Raw genomic sequence first — 23649 nt, 5'->3', positions numbered from 1 at the left:
TGGAGCGCCGACAATCAGCCATTTGTCAACCCGCAGAGGTGCAGGGGTTCAGCAGTCTTTTCATGAAAACAGTCAACAAGTCCGTCCTGATCTGGTACAGCCCCGAGGAAATGTTCAAGCTCGTGACCGATGTGGCCAGGTACCCCGAATTCCTGCCATGGTGCGACTCCGCCAAGGTGCTGGAGGAGGACGAGCAGGGCATGACAGCCGAGGTCGGCATGTCGCTCGGCGGATTCCACAAATCGTTCATCACGCGCAATACGCACGAGCTCAACCGGCGCGTCGGCATGCGCCTGGTGAAGGGGCCGTTCTCCAAGCTTGAGGGCGACTGGTTCTTTCACCCCGTGGGCGATGGTTCGCAGCGCGCGTGCAAGGTGGAACTGCAGCTGACCTATGGCTTCGACAACTTCACGCTGTCCGCCATTGTCGGTCCGGTGTTCGACAAGATTGCGGGCTCCATGGTGGATGCCTTCATCGAGCGTGCCGAGAAGGTCTATGGCTGATCTCAAGGTGCCGAAGGTTGCTGCTGCTGTGCCAGTGCGCGTCACCGTTGTCACCTCCCCATCGGCGCGCGAAACCCGCGAGTGGCAGCTCGAGCTGCCAGCGGGCGCCACCGCACAGGATGCGCTTGTCGCTTGCGGTGTCGAGGGGGCGCGTGATGCGGACGACAAGGGCGGCTACAGCATCAGCATCTGGGGGCGCATCGCCGCGCCGCAGCGGCGCCTGCGCGATGGGGACCGCGTGGAGTGGTGCCGGGGCCTCAAGGTCGATCCGATGGTCGCGCGGCGCGAGCGCTTCGCCAGCCAGGGCAGCCGAGGTGCGGGGCTGTTCTCCAAACGCAGGGCAGGGGCCAAGTCAGGGTACTGACTTGCCACAGTCGGAGGCGATCACGCCGTCCGCTCGCTTGAGTTCGGCCTCCCGGGTGGCATCGTCCATGAATCCGCGTTCGCCCTGGGCATTCACGTGGCCGATCAGCCCGCCGGAGGTCAGCGTGTCCCTGGCCCGGCGCGCGCGCGCGCAATTGTCCTCGCGTGCCTTGGCTGTGCGATCGGCGTCTGCCTTCTTCTTGGCGGCTTCTTCGGCATCGGCCTTGGCCTTGGCTTCTTCCAGTTTCTTGTCCTTGCCCGAACCCAGCGCCGGGGCGGAGGCCGCGCTGGCAGGAGCGGCTGCGGCGCTTGCCGCATCCGCTGTGCCGGCGGCCTGCGGCGCCGGCCTTGACTGGCCCTTGCTGCCGCCTGGCTGCCTGAGGATGTTCTTCTGCGGCACTTCGATGGGTGGGGGTTGGTCGCTGAATACCTTGCGTCCGTCCTTGTCGAGCCATTGCCATTGCGCGGAGGCTGCCAGCGCCCACGTGCAGGCGATGGTCACCAGGAGAATCTTGTGGAGTTTCATGTGACCGAGTGTAGCGGTGGCCCGGGCCGCGATCCAAGTGCTTTTCATCGGCTTTCTGCAGAAATGTTACCTGGCGGGTACAATCGTTTTTTTGGAGCTTTCACATGCGCCTGCTCGGTAAAGCGCTCACCTTCGACGATGTGTTGCTGGTGCCCGCGTTCTCCCAGGTCCTGCCCAAGGACACTTCCCTCTCCACGCGCTTCACGCGCAACATCACCCTGAACCTGCCTCTCGTGTCCGCCGCCATGGACACCGTGACCGAAGCGCGCCTGGCCATTGCCATCGCCCAGGAAGGCGGTATCGGCGTCGTTCACAAGAACATGACTGCCGAGCAGCAGGCGGCCGAAGTCGCCAAGGTCAAGCGCCACGAATCGGGCGTGGTTCACGATCCCGTGGTGATCACCCCCGAACATACCGTCCTGCAGGTGCTGCAGCTCTCCGAAGAGCGCGGCATTTCGGGCTTCCCGGTGGTCGATGGCGGTAAGGTCGTCGGCATCGTGACCAGCCGCGACGTGCGCTTCGAGACGCGCTACGACGTCAAGGTCAAGGAGATCATGACGCCGCGCGAGCGCCTGGTCACCGTGAACGAGAAGGACGGCACCACGCCCGCCCAGGCCAAGGCGCTGCTGAACAAGCACAAGCTGGAGCGAATCCTCGTCGTGAACGACGCGTTCGAGCTCAAGGGCCTGATTACCGTGAAGGACATCAACAAGCAGACCAGCTTCCCCAATGCCGCGCGTGACTCCGCCGGCCGCCTGCGCGTGGCCGCCGCCGTGGGCGTGGGCGCTGGTACCGAAGAGCGCGTGGCCGCGCTGGTCAAGGCCGGTGTGGACGCGATCGTGGTGGACACGGCGCACGGGCACAGCAAGGGCGTGATCGATCGCGTTCGCTGGGTCAAGCAGAACTACCCGCAAGTCGACGTGATCGGCGGCAACATCGCCACGGGCGCTGCGGCCCTGGCACTCGTGGAGGCGGGTGCCGATGCGGTCAAGGTCGGCATCGGCCCGGGCTCCATCTGTACGACGCGTATCGTCGCGGGCGTGGGCGTTCCCCAGATCATGGCGATCGACAGCGTGGCCCAGGCCCTGCAGGGCACGGGCGTTCCGCTGATCGCCGACGGCGGCATCCGCTACTCGGGCGACATCGCCAAGGCCATCGCGGCCGGTGCATCCACCATCATGATGGGCGGCATGTTCGCGGGCACGGAAGAGGCTCCGGGCGAGGTCATCCTCTACCAGGGCCGTTCGTACAAGAGCTATCGCGGCATGGGCTCCATCGGCGCGATGCAGCAAGGCTCGGCAGACCGCTACTTCCAGGAAGCCACGACCGGCAACCCCAACGCCGACAAGCTGGTGCCGGAAGGCATCGAAGGCCGCGTCCCCTACAAGGGCTCGGTCATCGCCATCATCTTCCAGATGGCCGGCGGCGTACGTGCGGCCATGGGCTACTGCGGTTGCGCCACGATCCAGGAAATGAACGACAAGGCCGAGTTCGTGGAAATCACCTCGGCCGGTATCCGTGAATCGCACGTCCATGACGTCCAGATCACCAAGGAAGCGCCGAACTACCGTGCGGATTAATCTGACCTGAATTTTTAAAATTCTGGTCAGAATGATAGAATCTGGTCTGAGCTAATTGTTCAGGCCAGATTTTTTTATTTTCGGACCATGCAATCTGTCGGCATCTACGAAGCAAAGACCCGTTTTTCCGCTCTGATCGAGTTGGTCGAGCAGGGCGAGGAAGTGCGCATCACCCGCCACGGCAAGGAGGTGGTGCGCATGCTGCCCGTGCGCCGCCGCCCGGTGATCTCTGACGAGCAGATCGCGCGCGAGCTCGGCCAGATCGCCTCGTTGCAGGCCACCATCGCGCCTGCCGATGACGTGAAGCCATCCGCGGAGACGCTGCGCAGGGCGGGAAGGAGCCAGGCCGCATGACTGCCTTTGTGCTCGACGCCTCCGTCACCGCTGCCTGGCTGCTGCCCGACCATGCCAGCGAGGCCACGCAGCGCCTCTATGCGCGCATCCGCCGCGATGAACTCGATCCGCAGGCGCCCAATCTCTGGCAATGGGAATGCGGCAACCTGATTGCCAGCGGTGTGAACGCGGGCCGCATTCCCCATGGCTCCGTCGAAGGCCTGTGGGGGTGCTCGAAGCCATCCGCCATCGCGTGGAACTGCACGAACTGGCGCCCGCACAGCACAAGGCCGTGCTGGATGTGGCGCTGGAGACGGGCCTGCCCGTCTATGACGCGGCCTACCTCTGGCTTGCGCGTTCGCTCAAGCTGCCGTTGGCCACCTTCGACGAAGCACAGGCCAGGGCCGCCAGGAAGAGCGGCGTGGCCCTGCTGGATCTGACCGAACTCTGAACCACCCCATTCAACCCGATTTTTTTCTGCCCTTAACCACCATGCAACACGACAAGATCCTCATCCTCGATTTTGGCTCGCAGGTCACGCAGCTCATCGCACGCCGCGTTCGCGAAGCCCATGTGTACTGCGAAGTCCATCCCTGCGATGTGACAAGCGACTGGGTGCGCGAGTTCGCCGCCGACGGCAAGCTCAAGGGCGTGATCCTCTCGGGCAGCCACGCCAGCGTCTACGAGGTGGACGATCGTGCACCCGATGCGGTGTTCGAACTGGGCCTGCCCGTGCTGGGCATCTGCTACGGCATGCAGACCATGGCCACCCAGCTCGGCGGCAAGGTTGAAGGCTCCAACACCCGCGAGTTCGGCTACGCCGAGGTGCGAGCGCACGGCCATACACAACTGCTCGAAGGCATCGAGGACTTCAGCACGCCCGAAGGCCACGGCATGCTCAAGGTGTGGATGAGCCACGGCGACAAGGTCACCCAACTGCCGGAAGGCTTCAAGGTGATGGCCTCCACGCCGAGCTGCCCGATCGCCGGCATGGCGGACGAAGCGCGTCGCTACTACGCCGTGCAGTTCCACCCCGAAGTCACGCACACCGTGCAGGGCGCTGCCATGCTCAACCGCTTTGTGCGCGGCATCTGCGGTGCGAACGCGGACTGGATCATGGGCGACTACATCGAGGAAGCCGTCGCGAAGATCCGTGAGCAGGTGGGCGACGAGGAAGTCATCCTGGGCCTGTCCGGCGGCGTCGATTCCTCTGTGGCCGCTGCGCTGATCCACCGCGCGATCGGCGACCAGCTCACCTGCGTGTTCGTCGACCACGGCCTGCTGCGCCTGAACGAGGGCGACATGGTCATGGACATGTTCGAAGGCAAGCTGCACGCCAAGGTCGTGCGCGTCGATGCCTCCGACCTGTTCCTGGGTGAGCTCAAGGGCGTCACGGATCCGGAGCAGAAGCGCAAGATCATCGGCCGCCTGTTCGTCGACGTCTTCAAGGCGGAGGCCAGCAAGCTCAAGGCCGCCAACGCTCACGCCAAGGGGGCTACCTTCCTGGCCCAGGGCACGATCTACCCGGACGTCATCGAGTCCGGCGGCGCCAAGAGCAAGAAGGCCGTCACCATCAAGAGCCACCACAACGTGGGCGGCCTGCCCGAGCAGCTTGGCCTGAAGCTGCTCGAGCCCCTGCGCGACCTCTTCAAGGACGAAGTCCGCGAGCTTGGCGTGGCCCTCGGCCTGCCGCGCGAGATGGTCTACCGCCACCCGTTCCCCGGCCCGGGCCTGGGCGTGCGCATTCTTGGCGAAGTCAAGAAGGAATACGCAGACCTGCTGCGCCGCGCGGACGCGATCTTCATCGAAGAACTGCGCAACTGGATCGACGAAGCCACCGGCAAGAGCTGGTACGACCTCACCAGCCAGGCCTTCACCGTCTTCCTGCCCGTCAAGAGCGTGGGCGTGATGGGCGACGGCCGCACCTACGACTACGTGGTGGCGCTGCGCGCGGTGCAGACCAGCGACTTCATGACGGCGGACTGGGCAGAACTGCCTTACGGCCTGCTCAAGAAGACCTCCGGCCGCATCATCAACGAGGTGCGCGGCATCAACCGCGTGACCTACGACGTGAGCTCGAAGCCGCCGGCGACGATTGAGTGGGAGTGAAATAGCATCGTCTCAGGCGTGAAGTAGTGCCAGCCGGATGCACCAGGGTGCTTTATCCCAATGCATCCAAGCTCGTGCATTCGGCGTTGCCATAACGTGGATGCGCCTATTTCAATTCCAAAGTCGATTCCCGCTGATGTTGGATACAGCGGAAGGCAAGCGTTCCCCTTTACTGACTGAGCCCTGCGGTCTTGATCACGACTTCGTACTTTCGTGCTTCCTGCTGCACATAACTTTTGAACTGCGCATTGCTGCGCTCGTCGGGGTCTGCGCCCATGTCGTGCAGGCGCTGCTTGATTTCGGGTGTCTGCATGACCGCAGAGAGTTCCTTTCCGAGTCGCTGCTGCGCGACCTCGGGGGTCTTGGCGGGCGCGAACAGTGCGAACCAGGCGCTGACCTCGTAGTCCTTGAGACCGCTTTCGGCCACGGTGGGAACGTTGGGCAGCAAGGCACTGCGATGGGATGAAGTCACCGCCAGCGGCTTGAGCTTGTTCTGGCGGATGTTGGGCACCGACGTGCTCTGCAGGTCGAACATGATGGGTACATGCCCGGCCAGCACGTCCGCGAGGGCTGGCGCGCTGCCGCGATAGGGCACGTGCAGCAGCTTGACCTTGGCCGCCGTGGCGAACATTTCTCCCGCAAGGTGGTTGGAGGTGCCCGGTCCGGCCGAGGCATAGCTGATGGTGCCGGGCGCGGCCTGTGCCGCCGAGATCACATCGGCGAGTGTGTTGTAGGGCGACGCAGGGTTGGCGACCAGCACGAACGGAATCGAGGCGAGTGGAGCCACGGGCACGAAGTCGCGCACCGGGTCGTAGCCTACCTTGGTCATGGCGGGATTGATGGCGTGCGAACTCACCGTGCCCAGCAGCAGGGTGTATCCATCGGGGGTGACGTCGGCCACGTAGCGGGTACCAATGGCCGTGCCCGCTCCGGCCTTGTTTTCGACGATGACGGGTTGCCCCAGGCGTTCACCCAGCTTGACGCCCACCGCGCGTGCCAGCAGGTCAGCCGTGCCACCGGGTGGATAGGGCACCACGATGGTCACGGGCTTGGAGGGAAAGGTCTGTGCCGCGGCCTGGGCGCCGACGGCGATCAGCAGTGCCGCAACGCAGCGGGTCAGGTTGGGGGAGCGACGCAACTCGCGTGTCGTGGGCATGATCGATTCCTCGTGGTGTTTGGGACGGAGTGCTCTTGCGATTTCCGTGCCATTCATGATGAAAAACGCGCTGATTTGCGTCAAATACCAAGAAAGAATTACGCCATACGTTTCGTGATTCACTGCGCTTGACATGCCTGCGGCACGGGAGCAGAGGTGCGGCAGCGGCTGTTCATTCCGTGCTCTCCAGGCATTCCCGCACGGTGGCAAGGAACGCGTGGATGACGGGGTTGTCGTTGGCTTCGGCACGGGCCAGCACCAGGTCATAGGTGTGCACGATGTCGGGCTCCTCGATGTCGAGCAGCACGACGTCGTCCATGTGCAGCCGGCGCATGGCGGCAGGCACCAGTGCGATGCCGAGCCCGCCGGCCACCAGGGTCAGGATGGCCTGCATCTGCGAGGCCTCCTGCACGATATGGGGTGTGAATCCGGCCTGCCTGCACACCATCAGCAGGGCAGCGGTGAATCCTGCGCCCTCGACATTGGGGAAGGACACGAACGGTTCGTTGGCGAGATCCCGCACTCGTACGCTGCGGGCATTGCACGCCAGCGCGTGATCGGCGGGCATGGCCACCACAAAAGTCTGCGGCTTCAGTGCCTCGATGAGCAGGCCGCCAGCGTCGTGCACGGGCCCCACCACCAGCGCCAGGTCGGTGCGCCCGTTGCGCAGATCCTGCAACTGGCGTGTCGTGGTCTCGGCAGTCAGGTGCAGGCGCACGCCGGGGTAGGCCTGCTGGAACTGCTTGAACACTGCGGGCAGCACGTCCAGCGCGGCGCTCGGAACGAAGGACAGGCGCAGCGAGCCCTCGTGCCCCATTCCGGTGAGCCGCGCACGCTCCCGGGCTTGAGCGGTGTACTGCAGGATGCGCTTGGCCTCCTGGTAGAACACCGCGCCCGCCGGGGTGAGGCGCACATGGTGCTTGCTGCGGTCGAGCAGGGACACGCCCACGGCGTCCTCCAGGTTGCGCATGGCCACGGACAGTGGTGGCTGGGTCATGTGCAGCCGCTCGGCTGCACGGCGAAAGTTGAGTTCTTCTGCGACGACAACGAATTGCCGCATGAGTCGTAGTTCCAGCATCGGGCAGGTGAGTTCGGCAATTGAGGGGCGAAACTGATTCTGATACGTTCAATGTATATAGACCTATCGCAAATAGTATTTCAAATATCACGGATGCGTCGCTAGGATTTGTGCCAACCCCATCAACGATTCAGGAGAAATACATGCAGGCTTCGTTGCTCGAAGAGATCGTCACTGTTCCCAACCCTTACCCGGTCGTCGCTACGGTGGAGTACCCCGATGTCTGGCGGCTTTGCACGCAGGCACGTGACCTCGCCTGGGACCCCTTGTCCATCGACTGCTCCGATCTGCGGGACGCCGAACTACCGCCCGAAGTGCGCAAGGCCGGTGCCGAATGGTGGAGCCTGCGCGCCTGGATGGAGCATGGCGCGACGCCCTACGGCGCGGAGCGCCTGCGCGAGGCGATCTTCGACCACCAGCCGTTTGAGGTGAAGCAGCACATCACCAATTTCATCGCCGAGGAGTTTCGCCACCACGAGGCGAGCTTTCGCATTGCCCAGGCGCTGGATGTGTACGAGTCCACGCCGCGTGCGGATTATTTCAAGGACATCATTCCCAAGTTCCACAACGAGGAGGACGAGAAGGCGATGAGCTTTTTCGCGGGGCTCTCCGTCAACACCCTGTTCGAGCAGCTGTCGGGCGAACTGCTTCAGGCACGCTACGAGAACGCGCGCTTCGAGTCGATCCGCAAGTCGTGCCAGCTGATCCTGCGCGACGAGGCACGCCATATCCAGTTCGGCCGCATCATCATGCGCCGCTTCTTCAGCGAACTCTCCAGCACGGAAAAGCAGACCATCGGCGCCAAGGTGGCCAAGAAGTTGCGCGGCAGCCTGCTCAATGGCGTGTATGCGGTGGTCAATCTGCCCGCAGACGAGCGCGCGCGCTCCGGCCGCAACCGTGCACTGGCTGCGGAATACGGACTCGGTGCGACCCACCCCGATGAGGAGATGGACATCATCCGCCGGGGCGTGAACCAGATCCGCGAGGACGTGGGCGTGTATGGCGTGGAGATTCCGCACATTCCCGAACTGGATGGCGCGGCGTCGCCCGTGCATTGATGAAGCGTTGCGGATCCCACAGGGCAAAGGAGAGCGATACATGCGTCAGATAAATCCTCGGAACATTGCGCCGCCGGTGGGCGCATACAGCCACGGCATGGAAGTGCGGGGAGGCGGGCAATGGCTGCACGTAGCCGGGCAGATCGGCGTTGCGGCGGACGGTGAACTGTGTGAAGGCTTCGAGGCCCAGGTGCGCCAGGCCTGGGCCAACCTGATGGTGGTGCTGGCTGATGCGGGCATGGACGCGTCGCACCTGGTGAAGGTGAACAGCTTTCTGGTGGATGCCGCTCATTTGCCGCTGCTTGGGCCCGTGCGCCAGGGTTTCCTGGGAACGGCGCGCCCGGCTTCCACCCTGTTGGTGGTGCAGGCGCTTGCCAGGCCGCAATGGCTGTTTGAGGTCGATGCCGTGGCGTTCAAGCCGGACTGAAGGCTCGTCATGAGGGAGACGAGTTGCACATGCAAACGACCTTGCTGAGAGAGCCTGCCTTGACCGCGCAATTGCGCGCGCTGGGCCTGGCATGGCAATCCGACATTCGCGACGCCGGGGACCGCACCAAGGCGCTGTACGCGCCGCTGCTGGCCGCAGCACCCAAGGACGGCGTATCGACGATCAAGAACCTGCACTACGGTCCCGATGAGCGGCAGGTACTGGATATCTATCGTCCCGAAAAAGCGGCGGAGACGCCCGCGCCGGTCTTTGTGTTTGTGCATGGAGGTGCCTTCCTGCGCGGAGCCAAGGATATCAACGGCGAGATGTATGGCAACGTGCTGACCTGGTTTGCGCGGCAGGGCTGCGTGGGGGTGAATGTCGAGTACCGGCTGGCTCCGGGCGCTGCCTACCCGGGCGGCGCACAGGATGTTGCGCTGGCCTGCGACTGGATTGCCGCGAACATCGAGGATTGGGGCGGCGACGCGCGGCGGATCTGCCTGATAGGCCATTCCGCGGGGGGACGCATGCGGCGTCCTATGCGTGCGATCCGGCGTTGGGGCTCGCACCCAGGGTGCAAGCTCTGGTGCTGGTGTCGGCGCGGCTGCGCGCGGACGTGCGGGCCGACAACCCCAACGCGGCGGGTGTGCGGTCCTATTTCGGGGAGGACTCTGCACTGTATGGCGCGTTGTCACCCGTCGCCCATGCGGCGCACCTGCGCCTGCCCGTGATGGTGGTGAATGCCGAGTTCGAAAACCCCTGGCTTGACGTCTACGGGTTGGAGTTCGCGCACGCGGTCGGGATGGCGCGCGGGGCTGCGCCACTGCATCTGACGGTGGCCGATCACAACCACGTCTCCATCATGGCGCACTTCAATACACAAGAGCAGTGGCTGGGGGAGCAGATGCTGCAGTTCTGTGCCCGCGTGTTCGCGGACTGTCGATAGGGCCCAACGCACCAGGGACGGATGCGCCGCGGCGTGGATGCATGGCCGACCGCTGCTGTCACGTCTGCTATTTCCGGTGCCTCCATGCTGCCCACCTTTCGCCCATCGCATTGCGAAGTCGCCACGCTCTATATCGATCACCACGGCTGGCACAACCTGTTCGACAAGATGTACCCCAGCGCGTGTGGACGGCCTATGGCTCCAATCACTACGGCGAGCCGCGCAACGTGAGGGTGACGCTGCGCGGGCGGTTCTGATCCGGGCAGCGCCGGCAGGAAGCATGGTGGCGGGTAGGGGCAGGCATGCTGCCTTCTGAAATGAGTACAATCAAATGATATTGATTCGTATTTAAAAACTTCACCGCCGTTTGCCGGAACGCGGTGCGCGTGCCATGTCCACTGCTCCCAGTTCCCCGCATGCCGAGATCGCAGCGCTCTATGTCGATCACCACAGCTGGCTGAGGGGCTGGCTCCGCCGCCGCCTGGGATCGGCCGCTGAGGCCGCCGATCTGGCGCATGACACCTTTTTGCGGCTGCTCACCGGCAGGACGCAACGGTGCTTCGGCAGTGTTGGCGAGGCCCGGGCCTACCTGCGGACCACGGCGCAGAACCTGTGCATCAATCTCTGGCATCGCCAGGAGATCGAGCGGGCCTGGATGGACATGCTGGCGGCCACGCCGCAGGCCGGCTATCCCTCCGCGGAGCGCCAGGCCATCGTGCTGCAGGCGCTTGAGGAGATCGGCCGCATGCTGCAGTCGCTGTCACCCAAGGCGGCGCGGGCGTTCACACTGGCCGTGGTGTGCGAGATGACGGACGACGAGGTGGGCGCGGAGCTGGGTGTTTCCGGGCGGATGGTCCGCAAGTATGTGGCGCAGGCCATGCTCGGGTGCCTTGCGCTGAGTGCCCGCCAGACAGCCACGGAGTTGCGGCAGGAGGCCCTGCCGTGAGGCTGGGGCGGGCAGCGCAGGCTGGCGCGGCGACACCGTCCCATGCGGTTCTGGAGCAGGCGGCCCGCTGGTACGCCTGCCTGCGCGACGGCAACGCCAGCGTGCGCCAGCAAGCGGCCTGGCGGGCATGGGTGTCGGCTGCGGATTCGCATGCCACCGCATGGCAGTATGTGGAGGACATCAGTCGCGCGTTCGAGCCGGTGCGCTCGCTGCCCAACCCGCGCGACATCGCCGATCAGCTTCGTGCGGTGGATGACCGCATGCGTGCGCGAAGGCGTGTGCTGGCCGGCGTGGCGTTGCTCGGCAGCGGTGGCCTCATCGGCGCGCTCTGCTGGCGTCAGGCCTGGCTGCCGGGCGAGGTGATGGCCCTCGCTGCCGATATCCGCACCGCGAAGGGCGAGCAGCGGCGGGTGTTGCTCGACGATGGCACGACGTTGTGGCTCAACACCGCGAGCGCCGTCGATATCCGCTTCACTGCGCAGGAGCGCCGCATCGTCCTGCTGACGGGCGAGGCCTTCGTGGAAACCGCGCGGGACGAACGGCCGCTGCTGGTCCAGACACGGCAGGGCAGCATGCGTGCCCTGGGCACGCGCTTCAACGTGCTGTCGGATGGGGCGGCCACTCGCCTGGCCGTCTATGGCGGCGCGGTGGAAATCCGGACCGCGGCAACGGACGCGTCGCGCATCGTGGAGGCAGGACAGCAGACCTCCTTCACGGCGCACGGCATCGGGCAGGACGACGCGGCGGATGGGGCCCGGCTGGCATGGACGCAGGGCTCGCTGTTGGCGGACAACCTTCCGCTGCGCCGATTCGCGCAGGAGCTCGGCCGCTACCGCAAGGGGCATCTCGGCGTGGCCGACTCCGTGGCCGACCTGGTGGTCTACGGCAGTTTTCCGGCTGGCGATTCCGACCGGGCGCTGCAGATGATCGCGTCCGCATTGCCCGTGCGCATCGAGCAGACGCTGCCCTGGTGGACCACCATCGAAGCGCGGCGCTGATTTTTCAAGATTTTTCTGGAAATTTGTTGCCTGGAGGTTCCGGGTTGGGGCTCCTCGTTGGTTTCCCTTCATGAGAAGCCCTCGTTGCCATGGCTTCCGGCGCCCATTCACGCCTGGGTCGCCGGAGGGGTGGCGATCAGGGGGCTTCGCTTCATCGAACCTTTCCCAAGCCGGAGCAACCCGTCCATGTCCGTACCCAGAGCCCCGCGCGCCAGCAACAAGCTGCGCAGCAAGAATCCAACCCGCATGCTGGCCGTCCCGCTGCTCCTCGCAGCAGGCAGCCTGGGCATGGTCGCGCATGCGCCGCTTGCCGCAGCCCAGACGCCCGCCGCAGCGCAGGCCACACGCAGCTACGACATTCCCGCGGGACCGTTGAGCCAGGCGCTCACGCGCTTTGCTGCGGAGGCCGGCATCTACCTGGTTGGCAACGGCAGCATGGCCGCGGGCAAGAGCACTGCGGGACTCAGGGGCAGCTACAGCGTTCCGGCTGGGCTTTCCGCACTGCTTGCGAACACGGGGCTGGAGGCCTTCGTGCAGGCCGATGGCAGCTACGGCCTGCGCACGCGCGAGAGTGCGGCCCCGGCGGCCACCGGCAGTGCGTCGGCCCTGGGCACGGTGACGGTCACCGCGCAGGCCGACACGGGAGGGGCGTCCGAAGGCACGGGCAGCTACACACAGAAGGGCCCGAGCCGCACCGCCACCGGATTGAATCTCTCGCTGCGCGAGACACCGCAGTCGGTCTCGGTGATGACGCGCCAGCGCATGGACGACTTCAAGCTCGAGACGCTGACCGACGTGATGGAGCAGACGCCGGGCATTGCGGTCTACCGCCAGAACAACGCCTCCGACTTCCAGGCGCGCGGCACCAGCGTGAATCTGCAGACCGACGGCATGACGCAGGTGACCAGCGGCTGGTACTACCTCACCAGCACCATGTTCTCGCTCGACGACATGGCAGAGATCGACCGCGTGGAAGTGCTCAAGGGATCGTCGGGTCTCGTGGTGGGCAAGGGCAACTACGGTGCCACGGTCAACATGATCCGCAAGCGCCCCACGCATGACTTCCAGGCCAATGTGCGCGCGAACGCGGGCAGTTGGGACACCTATCGCGCGCAGGCCGATGTGAGCGGGCCGCTCAACGAGGCGGGCACGGTGCGCGGCCGGATCGTCGCCTCCGCCATGGATTCGGGAGGGTTCCGCGACTACGAGAAGGCCAGCAGCAAGATGCTGTTCGGCACGGTGGAGGCAGACCTCACACCCGATACGCTGCTCAATGTCGGGATGACCTACCGCGAACGCGATGCGAAGGGCATCGGCACCACGCAGCCGATCCAGCGCTACACGCGCGCAGGGGGGGAGGTGGCGTGGATGCCGCGTTCATTCAATACCGGTGCGCCCTGGGGCGGGTATGAGCAGAAGGGCCTCAACCTGTTCGGCAGCCTGGAGCAGCGGCTGGCCGATGACTGGACCGCTGCGCTGAAGTTCTCGCACCAGCGCGTGACCATGGATGACATGATCGCGGGCTACTACTACGATCAGGACCGTGCGAGCTTCGGCCGGTGGCGCAACATGGAGACCGACAACTGGACGGTGAACCTTGACGTCAAGGGATCGTTCGAGCTGCTCGGCCGCTCGCATGAGCTGCTCGCGGGTGCAGGCATCTCGCGCTTCTACAGCAACGTGCAGTTGCCGCTGAATTCGCTGAACCTCGTGCCGCTGGGCGAGCTTGGCGTGCGCATGGCGCAGGGCGGTGCCGCACTGCCCAAGCCCGACTACAGCGGGTTGATCTATGGCGACAACAGCTTCAGCCAGAAACAGCGCTATGCCTATGCGGCAGGGCGTTTCCGGCTCGCCGACCCGCTGCAGGTGATCGCGGGATTGCGGGTCACGCGGTTCGAGGAACGCGACATCACGCCGTACTGGTGGAACTACGACATGAAGGAGAACGGCGTGGTCACGCCCTACGCGGGCCTGGTCTACGAGGTCCATCCGAACGTGTCGCTGTATGCGAGCTACGCCAACATCTTCCAGCCGCAGACCGCGCAGGATGAGCGCGGCGCCACGCTTGCGCCCGAGGAGGGCAGCACCTACGAGATCGGGGCCAAGGGCGAGTTCTTCGACAAGCGCCTGAATGCGAGCATCGCCCACTTCTGGATGAAGACAAAGAACACCGCTGAAGAGAGCGGCGGGCTCACCCCGGGCGGCGACACGGCATACCGTGCGGTCTCGTCGGCCACGCGGCGGGGCTGGGAGCTCGAACTGTCGGGCGAACTCGCGCGGGGCTGGCAGGCCCAGGGCAGCCTGGTGCAGCAGGACAGCTCGCTCAACAATGCCAGCAAGTACCCGAAGTACCAGTTCAAGCTGGGCACCACCTACCGATTTGACGGCGGCATGCGGGGGCTGACCGTGGGCGCCTCCACGCGCTGGCAGGCAAAGACATCGGTGAACAACAGTGCCGCAGTGCTGTCCCAGGGAGGCTACGCGCTGCTGGACCTGATGGCGCGCTATCAGGTGGACAGGCACCTGTCCTTCAGCGTGAACGTGAACAACGCATTCGACAAGAAGTACCTTTCGGGCCTGACCAATTTCACCGCAGCGGGTCTTTTCTATACCTGGGGTGCCCCGCGCAGCGTGAACGTGGGCATGCGTTATGACTTCTGATGCCGAGCTCGCCGACGCCTTCCCCTGGGCAGTGCCGGGTGTGCTCCGGCCTGCTTCGCCGGCATGGGGGACGCGGCGATGAAAGAGGGATTCCGCCAATGCATGGCCTGGCTGCATACATGGACCGGACTCGTGGTCGGCTGGGTGCTGTTCTTTGTCTTCGCGACCGGCACGCCGGGGTACTTCCAGTACGACATCACGCGCTGGATGCAGCCCGAGCGGCCGCAGGTGCAGCGCGTGCAAATACCCGAGGCAGACAGGGCGCTCGTGCTTGGCAGGGCACTCGACCGGCTCGACCAGCTTGCGCCGACCGCCAATGGCTGGCGCATCACGCTGCCGCATGAATCGCTGTCTCCTCGCGGCTGGCAGGAGCTTTCCATCCGCTGGGAGGATGTGCCCAGGCCGGGCCACGAGCGCGGCGCCAGTGGCAGCGAGAGGCTGGATCCGCTGACGGGCGCGCTGCAGCCCGGCGAAGTGCAGCCGCGCGCAACCGCGGGCGGCCTGGGCCTCTACCGCATGCACTACATGCTGCACTACCTGCCGTATGACTGGGCGATTCGGCTGGTCGGGGTCTGCACCATGCTGATGCTGCTGGCGATCATCAGCGGGGTGATCGCGCACAAGCGGATCTTCAAGGATTTCTTCACCTTCAGGCCGGGCAAGGGCCAGCGCAGCTGGCTCGATGCGCATAACGCCCTCAGCGTGATGGCGCTGCCGTTCTTCCTGATGATCACCTACAGCGGCCTGGTGTTCTTCCTGTTCACCTACATGCCGGCGGGGCGCGACGTCCAGTATGGCAGCCACCAGGCGGCCAACAAGGTGTTCTATGACGAACTGCTGGAGCGCCATGCGCATGCGCCCATGACGCGCCCGAAGGCCGATGTGGCCGCTCTGGTGTCGCAGGCGGAAGACGCATGGGGCAAGGGCCGCGTTGCCTCGGTGTCCATCGAACGCCACGAGGGCGGGGCGGCCGAGATCGTCGTCACCCAGGCGGGCGCAGGCGATGGCGGCAACGGCGGCAGCCTCGATTTCTGGAATCCGCCCCGATTGCGCTTCGACGCAGACACCGGGGCACTGCTGCCCGAGGAGCCGAACCCCGGCGGTGGGGCACGGCTCACGCAAAGCGTGATGCTGAACCTGCATGAAGGCCTCTTTGCAGGCATCTGGGGACGGTGGCTGTACTTTGCGGCGGGGTTGCTGGGCTGCGCGATGATCGGCACGGGGCTGGTGCTCTGGACCGTCAAGCGCCGCCGTCACCACCTTGTCAGCGGACGCGAGTCCGCAGAGCATCCGGGCGTTCGGGTGGTGGAAATACTGAATGTCGCCACGATGGCCGGCCTGCCGCTGGCCATCGCTGCCTATTTCTGGGCGAACCGGCTGCTGCCGATCGACATGGCAGACCGGGCCGCGTGGGAGTTCCACAGCCTGTTTGCCGCGTGGCTGGGCACATTGTTCCTGGCCATGGCCCGGCCGCTTGCGCGTGCCTGGGTCGAGTTGCTGTGGGGCAGCTGCGTTGCGTTCGCGCTGGTGCCGGTGATCAATGCGCTCACCACCGACCGCCATCTGGGCAACAGCCTGCGCGCGGGCGATTGGGTGTTTGCGGGCTTCGATCTGACACAGCTGGGACTGGCGGCCCTCTTTGCCCTGATGGCGGTGAAGGTGCAGCGCCGGGTCATCCTCGGAAAGTCCCGCGATCCCGAGGTGTCCAGAGTGTCCAAGGTGCTCGGGGCGCGTCCTGCAGCGCGGGCGGAGGAGGGCCTGTGAGCACATCGACCACTACCGCCCGCCACCGCTGGGCGGTCGCATCGCGCGTGGCTGCAGCGGCGTTTGGCGGCTATGCGCTGGCGTCCGCCGCCACGGTGCTCATGGCGCTGCTGTGGCCCGCGACGCGGGCACAGGCGCTGCTGTGGGCCAGCATGCTGAGCTTTGCGGTCTATGGCATGGCCGTGATCTGGGTCTTCTGCACGCGCAACGCCTGGCGGGCATGGGCCGGCGTGGTGCTGGCAACCGCCGTGCTGGCAGTGCCCGCATGGGTTCTTACCACGGGAGGAGGCGCATGACACCCGATGTACAGACCGGAACGCACCTGATGATGCTGGTGCTGGGCCTGGCGGGGCTTCTCTCCCTGGCTTTCGCATCCGAGCGGCATGGCGAGCACCTGCTGGGCCGCATGCCCGACCCGCGCTGGCGCTGGTCCGCGCGCGCCGCGGGATGGCTGCTCCTGGCGCTCTCGCTGGCCTTGGGCATGGCCGCCATGGGCGCCGGTATCGGGAGCGCGCTGTGGCTGGGGTGGCTGAGCATTGCGGGGCTGGCATGGGTGTTCGTCTTTCCGCACTGGCCGTGGCGGCCGGCGCTGCGAGAGCGGCCGCCACGCGTGGTTCGGGAGGGCATCCGTGCAGAGGCAGCGGCCTTCCCCGATCCTGCTCGCCGGATGGGCCGCCGCATCGCTGCGGTGCTGCTGGTGTTCACGATCGTCCCCTTCGCCGTGGGTGTCTCGCGCGTGCAGATCCCGCCGCTTGAAAGGCCCGATGCCATCCAGGGCCAGATCGGCCCCTGGGCCTTCACGCTGGCGGAGTCCGACCGCAAGGCTCCGGAGATCGTCGACATGGACATTCCCATGAAGGAGTTCCGCCTGCGGTTCTGCGATGAATGCGACCGGCATATCCGCCAGGCCACGCTCAAGGTGAACAGGCCGCGCAGCGAGCGAGCCACCGGCATGGGCTTCGTGGGCCAGCGCTGGGAGCGCAAGGCGGAGATTCCCCTGCCCGCCACCCTGCGTGCCGACAGCGAGCTGTGGTTGACCGTGACCGGCAAGGACGGCAGCGTGCACCAGGCCTCCTGGCGCATGGACAAGGTTTCCCCCGCCACGGTGGCGTGGTTCGAGCAACAAAGGAGCGCACATGCCATACCCTGACCGCAGGATGCTGCGCCGCCTCCTTGCCGCCGTGCTCCTGTGTGCAGGGGCCGCCGCGGGAGCTCACGAACCCGTTGCCCGCTGCGTGCTGCTGGACGCCCAGACGGTGCGCTGCAGGGGCGCAAGCAACGACGGGGACGAGATGGCCGGTGCGCGCATGGACGTCATCGCGCACAGCGGCGAAACCTTGCTGGAAGGCCGTCTCGATGCCCGCTCTACGCTGACCTTCAAGCGCCCCGCGAAACCGTTCTACGTGCTGTTCGACATCGGACCCGGACTGCAGGCCGTCGTGGAGCAGGAGGAGATCGGCCCTGCGCCGGCGCGTGGTGCGCGCTGGATGCGGTAGGAAGAAATGAAAGGCCATCCGAGAGGCCATCCGCAGCGTCCTTCGACGCGACGGATGGCCGGGATGGTCTGTTGTCACGACCGGGGAAGCTCCCGGAGTTCCACCGTGCCGCCCGCCTCATACACGGGGTTGCCCGGCAGCAGCAGTTCCTTGGCGGCGGACAGCGATTCGGCGTGCACGCGGACGAATCCGCTCAGGTCATCGTCGCAGGGCCGGCCCGGCGTGCCCTTTCGCAGCCGCTCCCCAGGCCCGATCGCGCTGCCGCCGTCGAACAGCCCGGTGCCGCGCAGCCGCGCAAGGTAGCGTGCCCAGAGACCCGCATCGCTCGCGGCATCGGTGCCCGCGGCATCGTGGTGCATGAAAAGGATGTAGTCGTTCAAGGCGTGCGCGTCCAGGTGCGTTGATGGAGAGGGTGAGGGAGAGGGGGATACACCGCGCTTCAGCCCGGTTCAGCCCAGTGCCGTATCGAGGATCATCATCAGCACGAAGCCGACCATCAGTCCCGCGGTGGCGAAGGACTCGTGCCCCTTGCGGTGGGACTCGGGAATGATCTCGTGGCTGATCACGAACAGCATGGCACCCGCGGCGAAGCCGAGTCCCCAGGGAAGCATCCAGGCCGTTTGGCCGATGATCGACGCACCCAGCACGGCACCCACGGGCTCCACCAGGCCCGACAGCATGCCGAGGGCGACGGCGAACCCGCGTGTATAGCCTGCCGCCAGCAGGGCTGCGGCCACCACGAATCCCTCGGGAACGTCCTGGATCGATATGCCGATGGCCAGCGCATTCGCACGCAGCCCTTCGTTGGCCGCATAGCCCGCGCCGATGGCGAGCCCCTCCGGAATGTTGTGCAGCATGATCGCGAAGACGAACAGCCAGGTGCGCCGCACTTGCTCGGCGGATGCGCCTTCACGGCCCTTGATGAAGTGTTCGTGCGGCAGCAGTCGATCCATGATGAGCAGCGCCAGTCCGCCCAAAAGGATGGCGCTGCCCACCAGGCTGCCACCCGTCCATGGACTGCCTCCCGGTGCGCCTGAGGCCTGCACCGCGTTCAGCGCGGGAATGATGAGCGAGAACGCGCAGGCGGCCAGCATGACGCCGGCGCCGAATCCGAACAGGGTGTCCTGCGTGCGTACCGACGGCCTTTGCGCGAACAGCACCGGCAGTGTTCCCAGCGCGGTGGCCAGGGCGGCGAGGGAGCCGCCGGCGAGCGCCTGGCGTGCAAATGGAAGCTGCTGCAGGCCGTTCCAGATCACCGTGCACAGGATCAGCAGGCCCGCGGCGCAGATGATCATCCCGACGCGGGTGCGCCAGCGCATCGGGCGTGCCGTTTGCCCATGCTGCCCGTGCGCACAGGTGTGCGAGCCGGTGTTGGCCGCCGGGTGTTCCACAGGGGTGTCCAGAGCGCTGGAAGTCAGTTCGTTATGCATGTTCGCTCCATTCCGTCCTTTCCAGCCATCGTTCTCCGGCTGCATTCCCGCGGCCCGTATTCACTGCGGCGCGGCAAGGGCGTGGCGCCGCGCCACCTCGTCCCAATCGACCACGTTGTAGAACGCGGCGATGTAGTCGGGACGGCGGTTCTGGTAGAGCAGGTAGTAGGCGTGCTCCCAGACGTCCAGGCCCAGGATGGGCACATGGCCCGAGCCGATACCGTGCATCGCGGGGTTGTCCTGGTTGGCGCTGCTCTCCACTGTCAGCACACCCTCCGGGGTGACGCACAGCCAGGCCCAGCCACTGCCGAAGCGGCTCAGTGCCGCCTTGGTGAAGGCGTCCTTGAATGCATCCAAGCCGCCCAGGTCGCGATCAATGGCGCGGGCCAGCGCGCCTTCGGGGGCCGACCTGGCGCGAGGCGTCATCACCTGCCAGAACAGGCTGTGGTTGGCATGGCCGCCACCGTTGTTGCGCACGGACATGCGCAGCTCGGGAGGCAGGGACTCGACCTGCGCGATCAGCTCCTGCAGCGGCATGTCGGCGTAGGGAGTGCCCTGCAGCGATGCGTTCAGGTTGTTCACGTAGGCCTGGTGATGCTTGCTGTAGTGGATCTCCATGGTGCGCGCGTCGATGTGCGGCTCGAGTGCGTCGTAGGCATAGGGCAGGGGAGGCAGTGCATGGGTCACGATGGGTTCCTGGTGAGTGATGAAGAGGGCGTCAATGCAGGGTCGTGCTGGCGAGATGCGCGCCTTGCATCGCACGCTGCCGAAGCAGTGCCTGCTCCATGAGCGGATGGTCGCCGTGCTCCGCGCAGAATTCGTTCATGGCGGCCTGGCTTTCCCGCAGGTGGCGATAGGCCGCCATCCGCATTGGCTCGGGCGTGCTGTCGCTTGCAATCAGAGACAGCAACTGGTGGTGTGCGCAGCAAAGGCAATCGACCGCGTCGTTGCATTCGCCGAGTGCCGCATAGCAGTCGGCGAGATTGATGTGGGCGACGATGAACGCGGCCAGGCGGTCGTCATCGGCGATGCCGGAGCTCACGTGGTGGAACAGGTGGTGCGCGATCTGCAGCGCCTGCTGGTGCCAGGCAAGCGCGTGGGCAAGGCACTGTGCGCGGCTGGCGTTCAATCCCTCGGCCGTGACGCGGCGCCATTCGGCCAGCAGTGCGGCGGGTTCCTCCAAAGGCTCTGCCGAAGGGGCGTCCGGCGGGTTATCTGATGGGGTGTGCCAGGCAGTCATGACGTGATCTCCGATGTGTTGATGGGTGCGGTGGCAAGGGCCTCGGTCCTGCCGGACGGATGCACGCGCACGATCCGCAGGGCCTCGGGCTGGTCCACGAGCACGCAGGTCTTGCCGGTGCGCTTGCAGTGGTCCTCGACGCGCCAGAACGATCCCGCGCTGATGCATCCGGTCTGGCAGATGACCAGATCGGCCGCATGCAGGCTGCGCTCCAGGCACTGCTGGGCTGCGTCCGCCGGGCCTTCGGGCTCTGAAGGCGGCACGCTGGCCGACTCCACCCCGTGCTGGCGTGCCTCGGCGGCCTTGCGCGCCCGCCGGTGCTTCTCGCGCTCCCAGTGCGCGAGGCTTTTTTGAATGACCAGATCCGCACGCAGGCGGATGACCATTCCTTGCAACCTGTCGATCTCTTGCATCATGTGCCGTTGCTGCTCGCTGCACCGCGTTTGGAGAGCACCGCAGTGCTTCAGCAATACGCCGTATTCATGAGCCAACTGCACAACTTCGTCATGTGGATGGGGCATGGCGCATTCGCCTCCAAAGTCACTTGCACGCATGGCGTGCAGCGATGGTTGGACATATCAAATCAATTTAATTCTAAATGAGAATTATTATCAACATCCAATCGACGGACTTGTCCCTGCCTTCGTTGTGGGGTTCAGGGGGTGTTGTGCCGGTATCCGCCGGCGGCGTCCTGGCGTCAGCCGCGCTTCGTGCGTGGAGCGCCGGCAATGGCCGCGGGTGTCGGGGACGCGGTTGCGGGTGCACTGCTGCCCCTGGCCTTCAGGCTCACATCCAGGGCGTACCCGTCGGGTCCCATGTTCTCGCCCAGGCGGCTGAGCAGGTAGTGGCCGGCCTTCATGCCGACCTGCCGGATCGGCAGGTGCACGGTGGTGAGGGGCGGATTCACGTAGGCCGAGAAATCGTTGTCGTTGAAGCTGATGACGGAGATGTCGTCAGGCACCCGGATACCGTTCTGCTGCAGCCCGCGCATCGCGCCAACGGCCAGGTAGTCGCTCGCGCACAGGATGGCGGTGATGCCGGTGCCCGAGGCCAGTACCTTCTCCGCGGCCTGAAGGCCTTGCTCGAATCCGTGCTCGGTGTGGACGCAGGACTCGTGCACGATGGTGACTCCGCGCTCCTGGGCGGCGGCCATCACGCCCTGCAGGCGCTGGCGCGAGCGATAGCGCAGCGGACCTTCGACCTGGCCCCAGATCAGGCCGATGCGCGTGTGGCCCAGATCGGCGGCATGCGCGAGCGCGATCTGTCCGTTGCGGGCTTCGTCCAGGCCGATGCAGTGGCCGCCGCTCGCGGGGTTGGCCCACAGGTGCGCATAGGGCACGGGGTAGCGCGCGAGGATGCCCCGGGTCTCCTCCAGGCCTTCGAAGCCCAGCAGTGCGATGGCGTCGACACCGCGCGCCAGCATGGCGGCGAGGGCCGCGAATTCCGTCTTGCCGTCGGGAACAGGGGCCGACAGCAGCAGCGTGTAGCCCTTGCGGGCCACTTCGCTCTCCAGCCCCTCGACCACCTGCGAGAAGTTGGAGCTGCCGAACTTGAGGACCACGGCCCCGATGGTGTGGCTGCGCCGCATGGCGAGCGCGCGTGCCGCTCCATTGGCCACGTAGCCGAGCTGTTCAACGGCGCGCATCACGCGTTCCCGCGTTTCCTCGCTGATCATCTCCGGGCGGCTGAGTGTGCGCGAGACGGTGCCGGTGGAGACCCCTGCCATGGCCGCCACGTCGGCGAGCGAGGCGGGCCTGGTCTTGAGGGACGGGACATGCGGGTCGTTCATGGAGTCTCGGGCGGGTTGCTGTGCTGTTCCGTGCAGTTTACAAATTTGCGAGATCGGTCATGGTAATCCCCGAATCGACGGCGTACGGAATCGCCTTACTATTTTATGCAAGCGCTTGCATTGAGTTGAATCAGAAGAAAAAACCTCTGCGTGAACCTTCCGGCCGGCATCGGCCATGGGGATTCGTGCCGAGGCCCTCCCGAGCGTTTCACGACGACAAAACACATGGAGACAAGACATGCAACGACACCCCACAAGGCGCGCCTGCCTGGCGCTGGGAGCCATCGCGTTCGGCCTGGCAGGGCCGGCCTGCGTACTGGCGGACGAGGTCTGGCCGCAGCCTGGCAAGCCGATCCGCATCATCGTGCCGCTGCCCGCCGGGTCGGGCTCGGACGTGGCGGCGCGGCTGCTCGGCAAGCTCATGAGCGACGAGCTCAAGGGCCATCCCGTCATCATCGAGAACAAGCCGGGGGCATCGACCTTCATCGGCGCGCAGGAGGTCGCACGCGCTCCGGCCGATGGGCACACGCTGCTCTACACCATCGTCGTCACACACACCCAGAACCCGCATCTCTATGCGAAGTTGCCGTATGACCCGGTCAAGGATTTCACGCCGCTCGCGCAGGTGATGAAGTCGGCGACGGTGCTGATCGCGCCTCCCAATGCGCCGTTCAACAACCTGAAGGAACTGGTGGCGTATGCCAAGGCGCAGCCCGGCGCCCTGAACTATGCAAGCTACTCGCCAGGCTCCACATCGCACCTGAATGCCGAGCTGCTGCAGATGCGCACCGGCACGAAGATGCTCCATGTGCCCTACAAGGGGGCGACCGATGCCTCGCGCGCGCTGGTCGCCGGTGACGTGCAGATCTACTTCGATGGCACGGCCAGCGCCGTCTCGCTCATCAAGGCCGGCAAGGCCAAGGGCATCGGCGCGGCCACTCCCACGCGGGTGCCCGTGCTGCCCGACCTGCCCACCATTCAGGAGCAGGGCGTGGACGGCATCAACATCGTCGGCTGGCAGGGCGTCTTCGGCTCCGGAAAGATGTCTCCCGCGCTGACGGAAAAGGTCAGCACGGTGATCAGCAAGGCATCGCGCTCCAGGGAAATGCTCTCGCTGATCGAGACCCAGGGCAACGAGGCATCGGGGGCGGGGGCCGCGGAGTTCGCGCGCATCGTGGCGAGCGACAGCGTGAAGTGGGGCGAGGTCATCAAGGCCGCTGGTATTCGTCTGGATTGAAGGAAGCAT

General features: G+C 65.7%; 25 protein-coding genes and 2 pseudogenes. 18 read left to right on the top strand and 9 right to left on the bottom strand.

Translation table 11 applies throughout. From position 1 onward, the window contains the following. The first annotated feature begins 62 nt into the window (after positions 1–62). Positions 63–503, top strand: a complete 441-nt coding sequence (locus H9K76_RS14680; RefSeq protein WP_187596117.1) for a type II toxin-antitoxin system RatA family toxin — start codon at positions 63–65, stop codon at positions 501–503. Continuing rightward, positions 496–867, top strand: coding sequence for an RnfH family protein (locus H9K76_RS14675; protein WP_187596116.1), 372 nt, complete (start codon positions 496–498; stop codon positions 865–867). Before H9K76_RS14680 ends, H9K76_RS14675 begins: the two co-directional genes overlap by 8 nt. On the opposite strand, the gene H9K76_RS14670 is transcribed toward H9K76_RS14675, so the two are convergent. After that, entirely contained in the window at positions 856–1392 is a 537-nt protein-coding gene (locus H9K76_RS14670; RefSeq protein ID WP_187596115.1) for a DUF4124 domain-containing protein, read from the bottom strand. The genes H9K76_RS14675 and H9K76_RS14670 overlap by 12 nt on opposite strands. Positions 1393–1496: 104 nt before the next feature. Between H9K76_RS14670 and guaB the strand changes: the two genes are divergently transcribed. The 4 genes and pseudogenes from guaB to guaA all read left to right on the top strand — a co-directional run bounded on the left by guaB (position 1497) and on the right by guaA (position 5414). Further along, positions 1497–2972, top strand: coding sequence for an IMP dehydrogenase (gene guaB / locus H9K76_RS14665; RefSeq protein ID WP_187596114.1), 1476 nt, complete (start codon positions 1497–1499; stop codon positions 2970–2972). An 87-nt stretch (positions 2973–3059) separates the two neighbouring features. Beyond that, positions 3060–3326, top strand: coding sequence for a type II toxin-antitoxin system Phd/YefM family antitoxin (locus H9K76_RS14660; RefSeq protein WP_187596113.1), 267 nt, complete (start codon positions 3060–3062; stop codon positions 3324–3326). Then, positions 3323–3756, top strand: a pseudogene (locus tag H9K76_RS14655) (type II toxin-antitoxin system VapC family toxin). The gene H9K76_RS14660 and the pseudogene H9K76_RS14655 overlap by 4 nt, the downstream one beginning before the upstream one ends. Positions 3757–3797: 41 nt before the next feature. Further along, positions 3798–5414 carry a glutamine-hydrolyzing GMP synthase gene (gene guaA / locus H9K76_RS14650; RefSeq protein WP_187596112.1) on the top strand — a complete coding sequence of 539 codons (1617 nt, stop codon included), beginning with the start codon at positions 3798–3800 and terminating at the stop codon, positions 5412–5414. Positions 5415–5583: 169 nt separating this feature from the next. Here the strand turns inward: guaA and H9K76_RS14645 are convergent, their stop codons facing one another. Next, positions 5584–6570, bottom strand: a complete 987-nt coding sequence (locus tag H9K76_RS14645) for a Bug family tripartite tricarboxylate transporter substrate binding protein (RefSeq protein ID WP_187596111.1) — start codon at positions 6568–6570, stop codon at positions 5584–5586. Between the two features lie 172 nt (positions 6571–6742). Further along, positions 6743–7630, bottom strand: a complete 888-nt coding sequence (locus tag H9K76_RS14640; protein WP_246475037.1) for a LysR family transcriptional regulator — start codon at positions 7628–7630, stop codon at positions 6743–6745. A gap of 161 nt (positions 7631–7791) precedes the next feature. Here H9K76_RS14640 and H9K76_RS14635 point away from each other — a divergent pair, with 161 nt between their 5' ends. The 11 genes and pseudogenes from H9K76_RS14635 to H9K76_RS14590 all read left to right on the top strand — a co-directional run bounded on the left by H9K76_RS14635 (position 7792) and on the right by H9K76_RS14590 (position 17944). Next, complete coding sequence (locus tag H9K76_RS14635) at positions 7792–8706, top strand: ferritin family protein (RefSeq protein ID WP_187596109.1); 915 nt, start codon at positions 7792–7794, stop codon at positions 8704–8706. Between the two features lie 40 nt (positions 8707–8746). Beyond that, positions 8747–9133, top strand: a complete 387-nt coding sequence (locus H9K76_RS14630; protein ID WP_187596108.1) for a RidA family protein — start codon at positions 8747–8749, stop codon at positions 9131–9133. 29 nt (positions 9134–9162) lie between these two features. Next, on the top strand, positions 9163–9864 hold the full coding sequence (locus tag H9K76_RS14625) for an alpha/beta hydrolase (RefSeq protein ID WP_246475036.1): 702 nt from the start codon (positions 9163–9165) through the stop codon (positions 9862–9864). Further along, entirely contained in the window at positions 9822–10079 is a 258-nt protein-coding gene (locus H9K76_RS23475; RefSeq protein WP_246475034.1) for a hypothetical protein, read from the top strand. Before H9K76_RS14625 ends, H9K76_RS23475 begins: the two co-directional genes overlap by 43 nt. Before the next feature lie 391 nt (positions 10080–10470). Next, positions 10471–11025, top strand: a complete 555-nt coding sequence (locus H9K76_RS14620) for a sigma-70 family RNA polymerase sigma factor (RefSeq protein ID WP_187596107.1) — start codon at positions 10471–10473, stop codon at positions 11023–11025. Next, positions 10965–11618, top strand: a pseudogene (locus tag H9K76_RS23710) (FecR domain-containing protein); the annotation flags it as partial. The gene H9K76_RS14620 and the pseudogene H9K76_RS23710, both read left to right, overlap by 61 nt. 651 nt (positions 11619–12269) lie before the next feature. Continuing rightward, complete coding sequence (locus H9K76_RS14610) at positions 12270–14684, top strand: TonB-dependent siderophore receptor (RefSeq protein WP_187600655.1); 2415 nt, start codon at positions 12270–12272, stop codon at positions 14682–14684. Positions 14685–14786: 102 nt separating this feature from the next. Further along, on the top strand, positions 14787–16448 hold the full coding sequence (locus H9K76_RS14605) for a PepSY-associated TM helix domain-containing protein (protein WP_246475031.1): 1662 nt from the start codon (positions 14787–14789) through the stop codon (positions 16446–16448). Then, positions 16445–16744: a DUF3649 domain-containing protein gene (locus H9K76_RS14600; RefSeq protein ID WP_187596104.1), complete on the top strand. Its 300-nt coding sequence runs from the start codon at positions 16445–16447 to the stop codon at positions 16742–16744. The genes H9K76_RS14605 and H9K76_RS14600 overlap by 4 nt, the downstream gene beginning before the upstream one ends. After that, positions 16741–17598 carry a DUF3325 domain-containing protein gene (locus H9K76_RS14595; RefSeq protein WP_187596103.1) on the top strand — a complete coding sequence of 286 codons (858 nt, stop codon included), beginning with the start codon at positions 16741–16743 and terminating at the stop codon, positions 17596–17598. The genes H9K76_RS14600 and H9K76_RS14595 overlap by 4 nt, the downstream gene beginning before the upstream one ends. After that, positions 17585–17944, top strand: a complete 360-nt coding sequence (locus H9K76_RS14590) for a hypothetical protein (protein ID WP_187596102.1) — start codon at positions 17585–17587, stop codon at positions 17942–17944. The genes H9K76_RS14595 and H9K76_RS14590 overlap by 14 nt, the downstream gene beginning before the upstream one ends. A gap of 74 nt (positions 17945–18018) precedes the next feature. Here the strand turns inward: H9K76_RS14590 and H9K76_RS14585 are convergent, their stop codons facing one another. The 6 genes from H9K76_RS14585 to H9K76_RS14560 form a co-directional block, all read right to left on the bottom strand. Continuing rightward, positions 18019–18324 (bottom strand): hypothetical protein, encoded by a 306-nt coding sequence (locus H9K76_RS14585; RefSeq protein ID WP_187596101.1) that lies wholly within the window; start codon positions 18322–18324, stop codon positions 18019–18021. Between the two features lie 69 nt (positions 18325–18393). Then, entirely contained in the window at positions 18394–19263 is an 870-nt protein-coding gene (locus tag H9K76_RS14580; protein WP_187600654.1) for a ZIP family metal transporter, read from the bottom strand. Between the two features lie 171 nt (positions 19264–19434). Next, the gene (locus H9K76_RS14575) at positions 19435–20061 is read right to left on the bottom strand and encodes a superoxide dismutase (RefSeq protein ID WP_223196246.1); all 627 of its coding nucleotides are present in this window, start codon (positions 20059–20061) and stop codon (positions 19435–19437) included. Positions 20062–20092: 31 nt separating this feature from the next. Further along, complete coding sequence (locus H9K76_RS14570) at positions 20093–20614, bottom strand: hypothetical protein (RefSeq protein ID WP_187596100.1); 522 nt, start codon at positions 20612–20614, stop codon at positions 20093–20095. Further along, complete coding sequence (locus H9K76_RS14565) at positions 20611–21030, bottom strand: DUF2325 domain-containing protein (protein WP_187596099.1); 420 nt, start codon at positions 21028–21030, stop codon at positions 20611–20613. The genes H9K76_RS14570 and H9K76_RS14565 overlap by 4 nt, the downstream gene beginning before the upstream one ends. 281 nt (positions 21031–21311) lie before the next feature. Beyond that, a complete protein-coding gene (locus H9K76_RS14560; RefSeq protein WP_187596098.1) occupies positions 21312–22403 on the bottom strand; it encodes a LacI family DNA-binding transcriptional regulator in 1092 nt (363 codons plus the stop codon). Between the two features lie 238 nt (positions 22404–22641). Between H9K76_RS14560 and H9K76_RS14555 the strand changes: the two genes are divergently transcribed. Then, entirely contained in the window at positions 22642–23640 is a 999-nt protein-coding gene (locus H9K76_RS14555; RefSeq protein ID WP_187596097.1) for a Bug family tripartite tricarboxylate transporter substrate binding protein, read from the top strand. Positions 23641–23649 lie beyond the last annotated feature (9 nt).

The sequence above is a fragment of the Diaphorobacter ruginosibacter genome, assembly GCF_014395975.1.
Lineage (GTDB): Bacteria > Pseudomonadota > Gammaproteobacteria > Burkholderiales > Burkholderiaceae_C > Diaphorobacter_A > Diaphorobacter_A ruginosibacter.
Note: the sequence above shows the minus strand (reverse complement) of the source record. Positions and strands in the feature narration are given on the sequence as shown.

What these genes read in the sequence shown, in the direction of transcription:
- guaA (WP_187596112.1), top strand. Translation starts at nt 3,798, where the DNA reads ATGCAACACGACAAGATCCTCATCCTCGATTTTGGCTCGCAGGTCACG.
- H9K76_RS14590 (WP_187596102.1), top strand. Translation starts at nt 17,585, where the DNA reads ATGCCATACCCTGACCGCAGGATGCTGCGCCGCCTCCTTGCCGCCGTG.
- H9K76_RS14675 (WP_187596116.1), top strand. Translation starts at nt 496, where the DNA reads ATGGCTGATCTCAAGGTGCCGAAGGTTGCTGCTGCTGTGCCAGTGCGC.
- H9K76_RS14640 (WP_246475037.1), bottom strand. Translation starts at nt 7,630, where the DNA reads ATGCGGCAATTCGTTGTCGTCGCAGAAGAACTCAACTTTCGCCGTGCA.
- H9K76_RS14680 (WP_187596117.1), top strand. Translation starts at nt 63, where the DNA reads ATGAAAACAGTCAACAAGTCCGTCCTGATCTGGTACAGCCCCGAGGAA.
- H9K76_RS14610 (WP_187600655.1), top strand. Translation starts at nt 12,270, where the DNA reads ATGCTGGCCGTCCCGCTGCTCCTCGCAGCAGGCAGCCTGGGCATGGTC.
- H9K76_RS14670 (WP_187596115.1), bottom strand. Translation starts at nt 1,392, where the DNA reads ATGAAACTCCACAAGATTCTCCTGGTGACCATCGCCTGCACGTGGGCG.
- H9K76_RS14560 (WP_187596098.1), bottom strand. Translation starts at nt 22,403, where the DNA reads ATGAACGACCCGCATGTCCCGTCCCTCAAGACCAGGCCCGCCTCGCTC.
- H9K76_RS14630 (WP_187596108.1), top strand. Translation starts at nt 8,747, where the DNA reads ATGCGTCAGATAAATCCTCGGAACATTGCGCCGCCGGTGGGCGCATAC.
- H9K76_RS14595 (WP_187596103.1), top strand. Translation starts at nt 16,741, where the DNA reads ATGACACCCGATGTACAGACCGGAACGCACCTGATGATGCTGGTGCTG.
- H9K76_RS14580 (WP_187600654.1), bottom strand. Translation starts at nt 19,263, where the DNA reads ATGCGCTGGCGCACCCGCGTCGGGATGATCATCTGCGCCGCGGGCCTG.
- H9K76_RS14645 (WP_187596111.1), bottom strand. Translation starts at nt 6,570, where the DNA reads ATGCCCACGACACGCGAGTTGCGTCGCTCCCCCAACCTGACCCGCTGC.
- H9K76_RS14635 (WP_187596109.1), top strand. Translation starts at nt 7,792, where the DNA reads ATGCAGGCTTCGTTGCTCGAAGAGATCGTCACTGTTCCCAACCCTTAC.
- H9K76_RS14565 (WP_187596099.1), bottom strand. Translation starts at nt 21,030, where the DNA reads ATGATGCAAGAGATCGACAGGTTGCAAGGAATGGTCATCCGCCTGCGT.
- H9K76_RS14605 (WP_246475031.1), top strand. Translation starts at nt 14,787, where the DNA reads ATGGCCTGGCTGCATACATGGACCGGACTCGTGGTCGGCTGGGTGCTG.
- H9K76_RS14570 (WP_187596100.1), bottom strand. Translation starts at nt 20,614, where the DNA reads ATGACTGCCTGGCACACCCCATCAGATAACCCGCCGGACGCCCCTTCG.
- guaB (WP_187596114.1), top strand. Translation starts at nt 1,497, where the DNA reads ATGCGCCTGCTCGGTAAAGCGCTCACCTTCGACGATGTGTTGCTGGTG.
- H9K76_RS14555 (WP_187596097.1), top strand. Translation starts at nt 22,642, where the DNA reads ATGCAACGACACCCCACAAGGCGCGCCTGCCTGGCGCTGGGAGCCATC.
- H9K76_RS14625 (WP_246475036.1), top strand. Translation starts at nt 9,163, where the DNA reads ATGCAAACGACCTTGCTGAGAGAGCCTGCCTTGACCGCGCAATTGCGC.
- H9K76_RS14620 (WP_187596107.1), top strand. Translation starts at nt 10,471, where the DNA reads ATGTCCACTGCTCCCAGTTCCCCGCATGCCGAGATCGCAGCGCTCTAT.
- H9K76_RS14660 (WP_187596113.1), top strand. Translation starts at nt 3,060, where the DNA reads ATGCAATCTGTCGGCATCTACGAAGCAAAGACCCGTTTTTCCGCTCTG.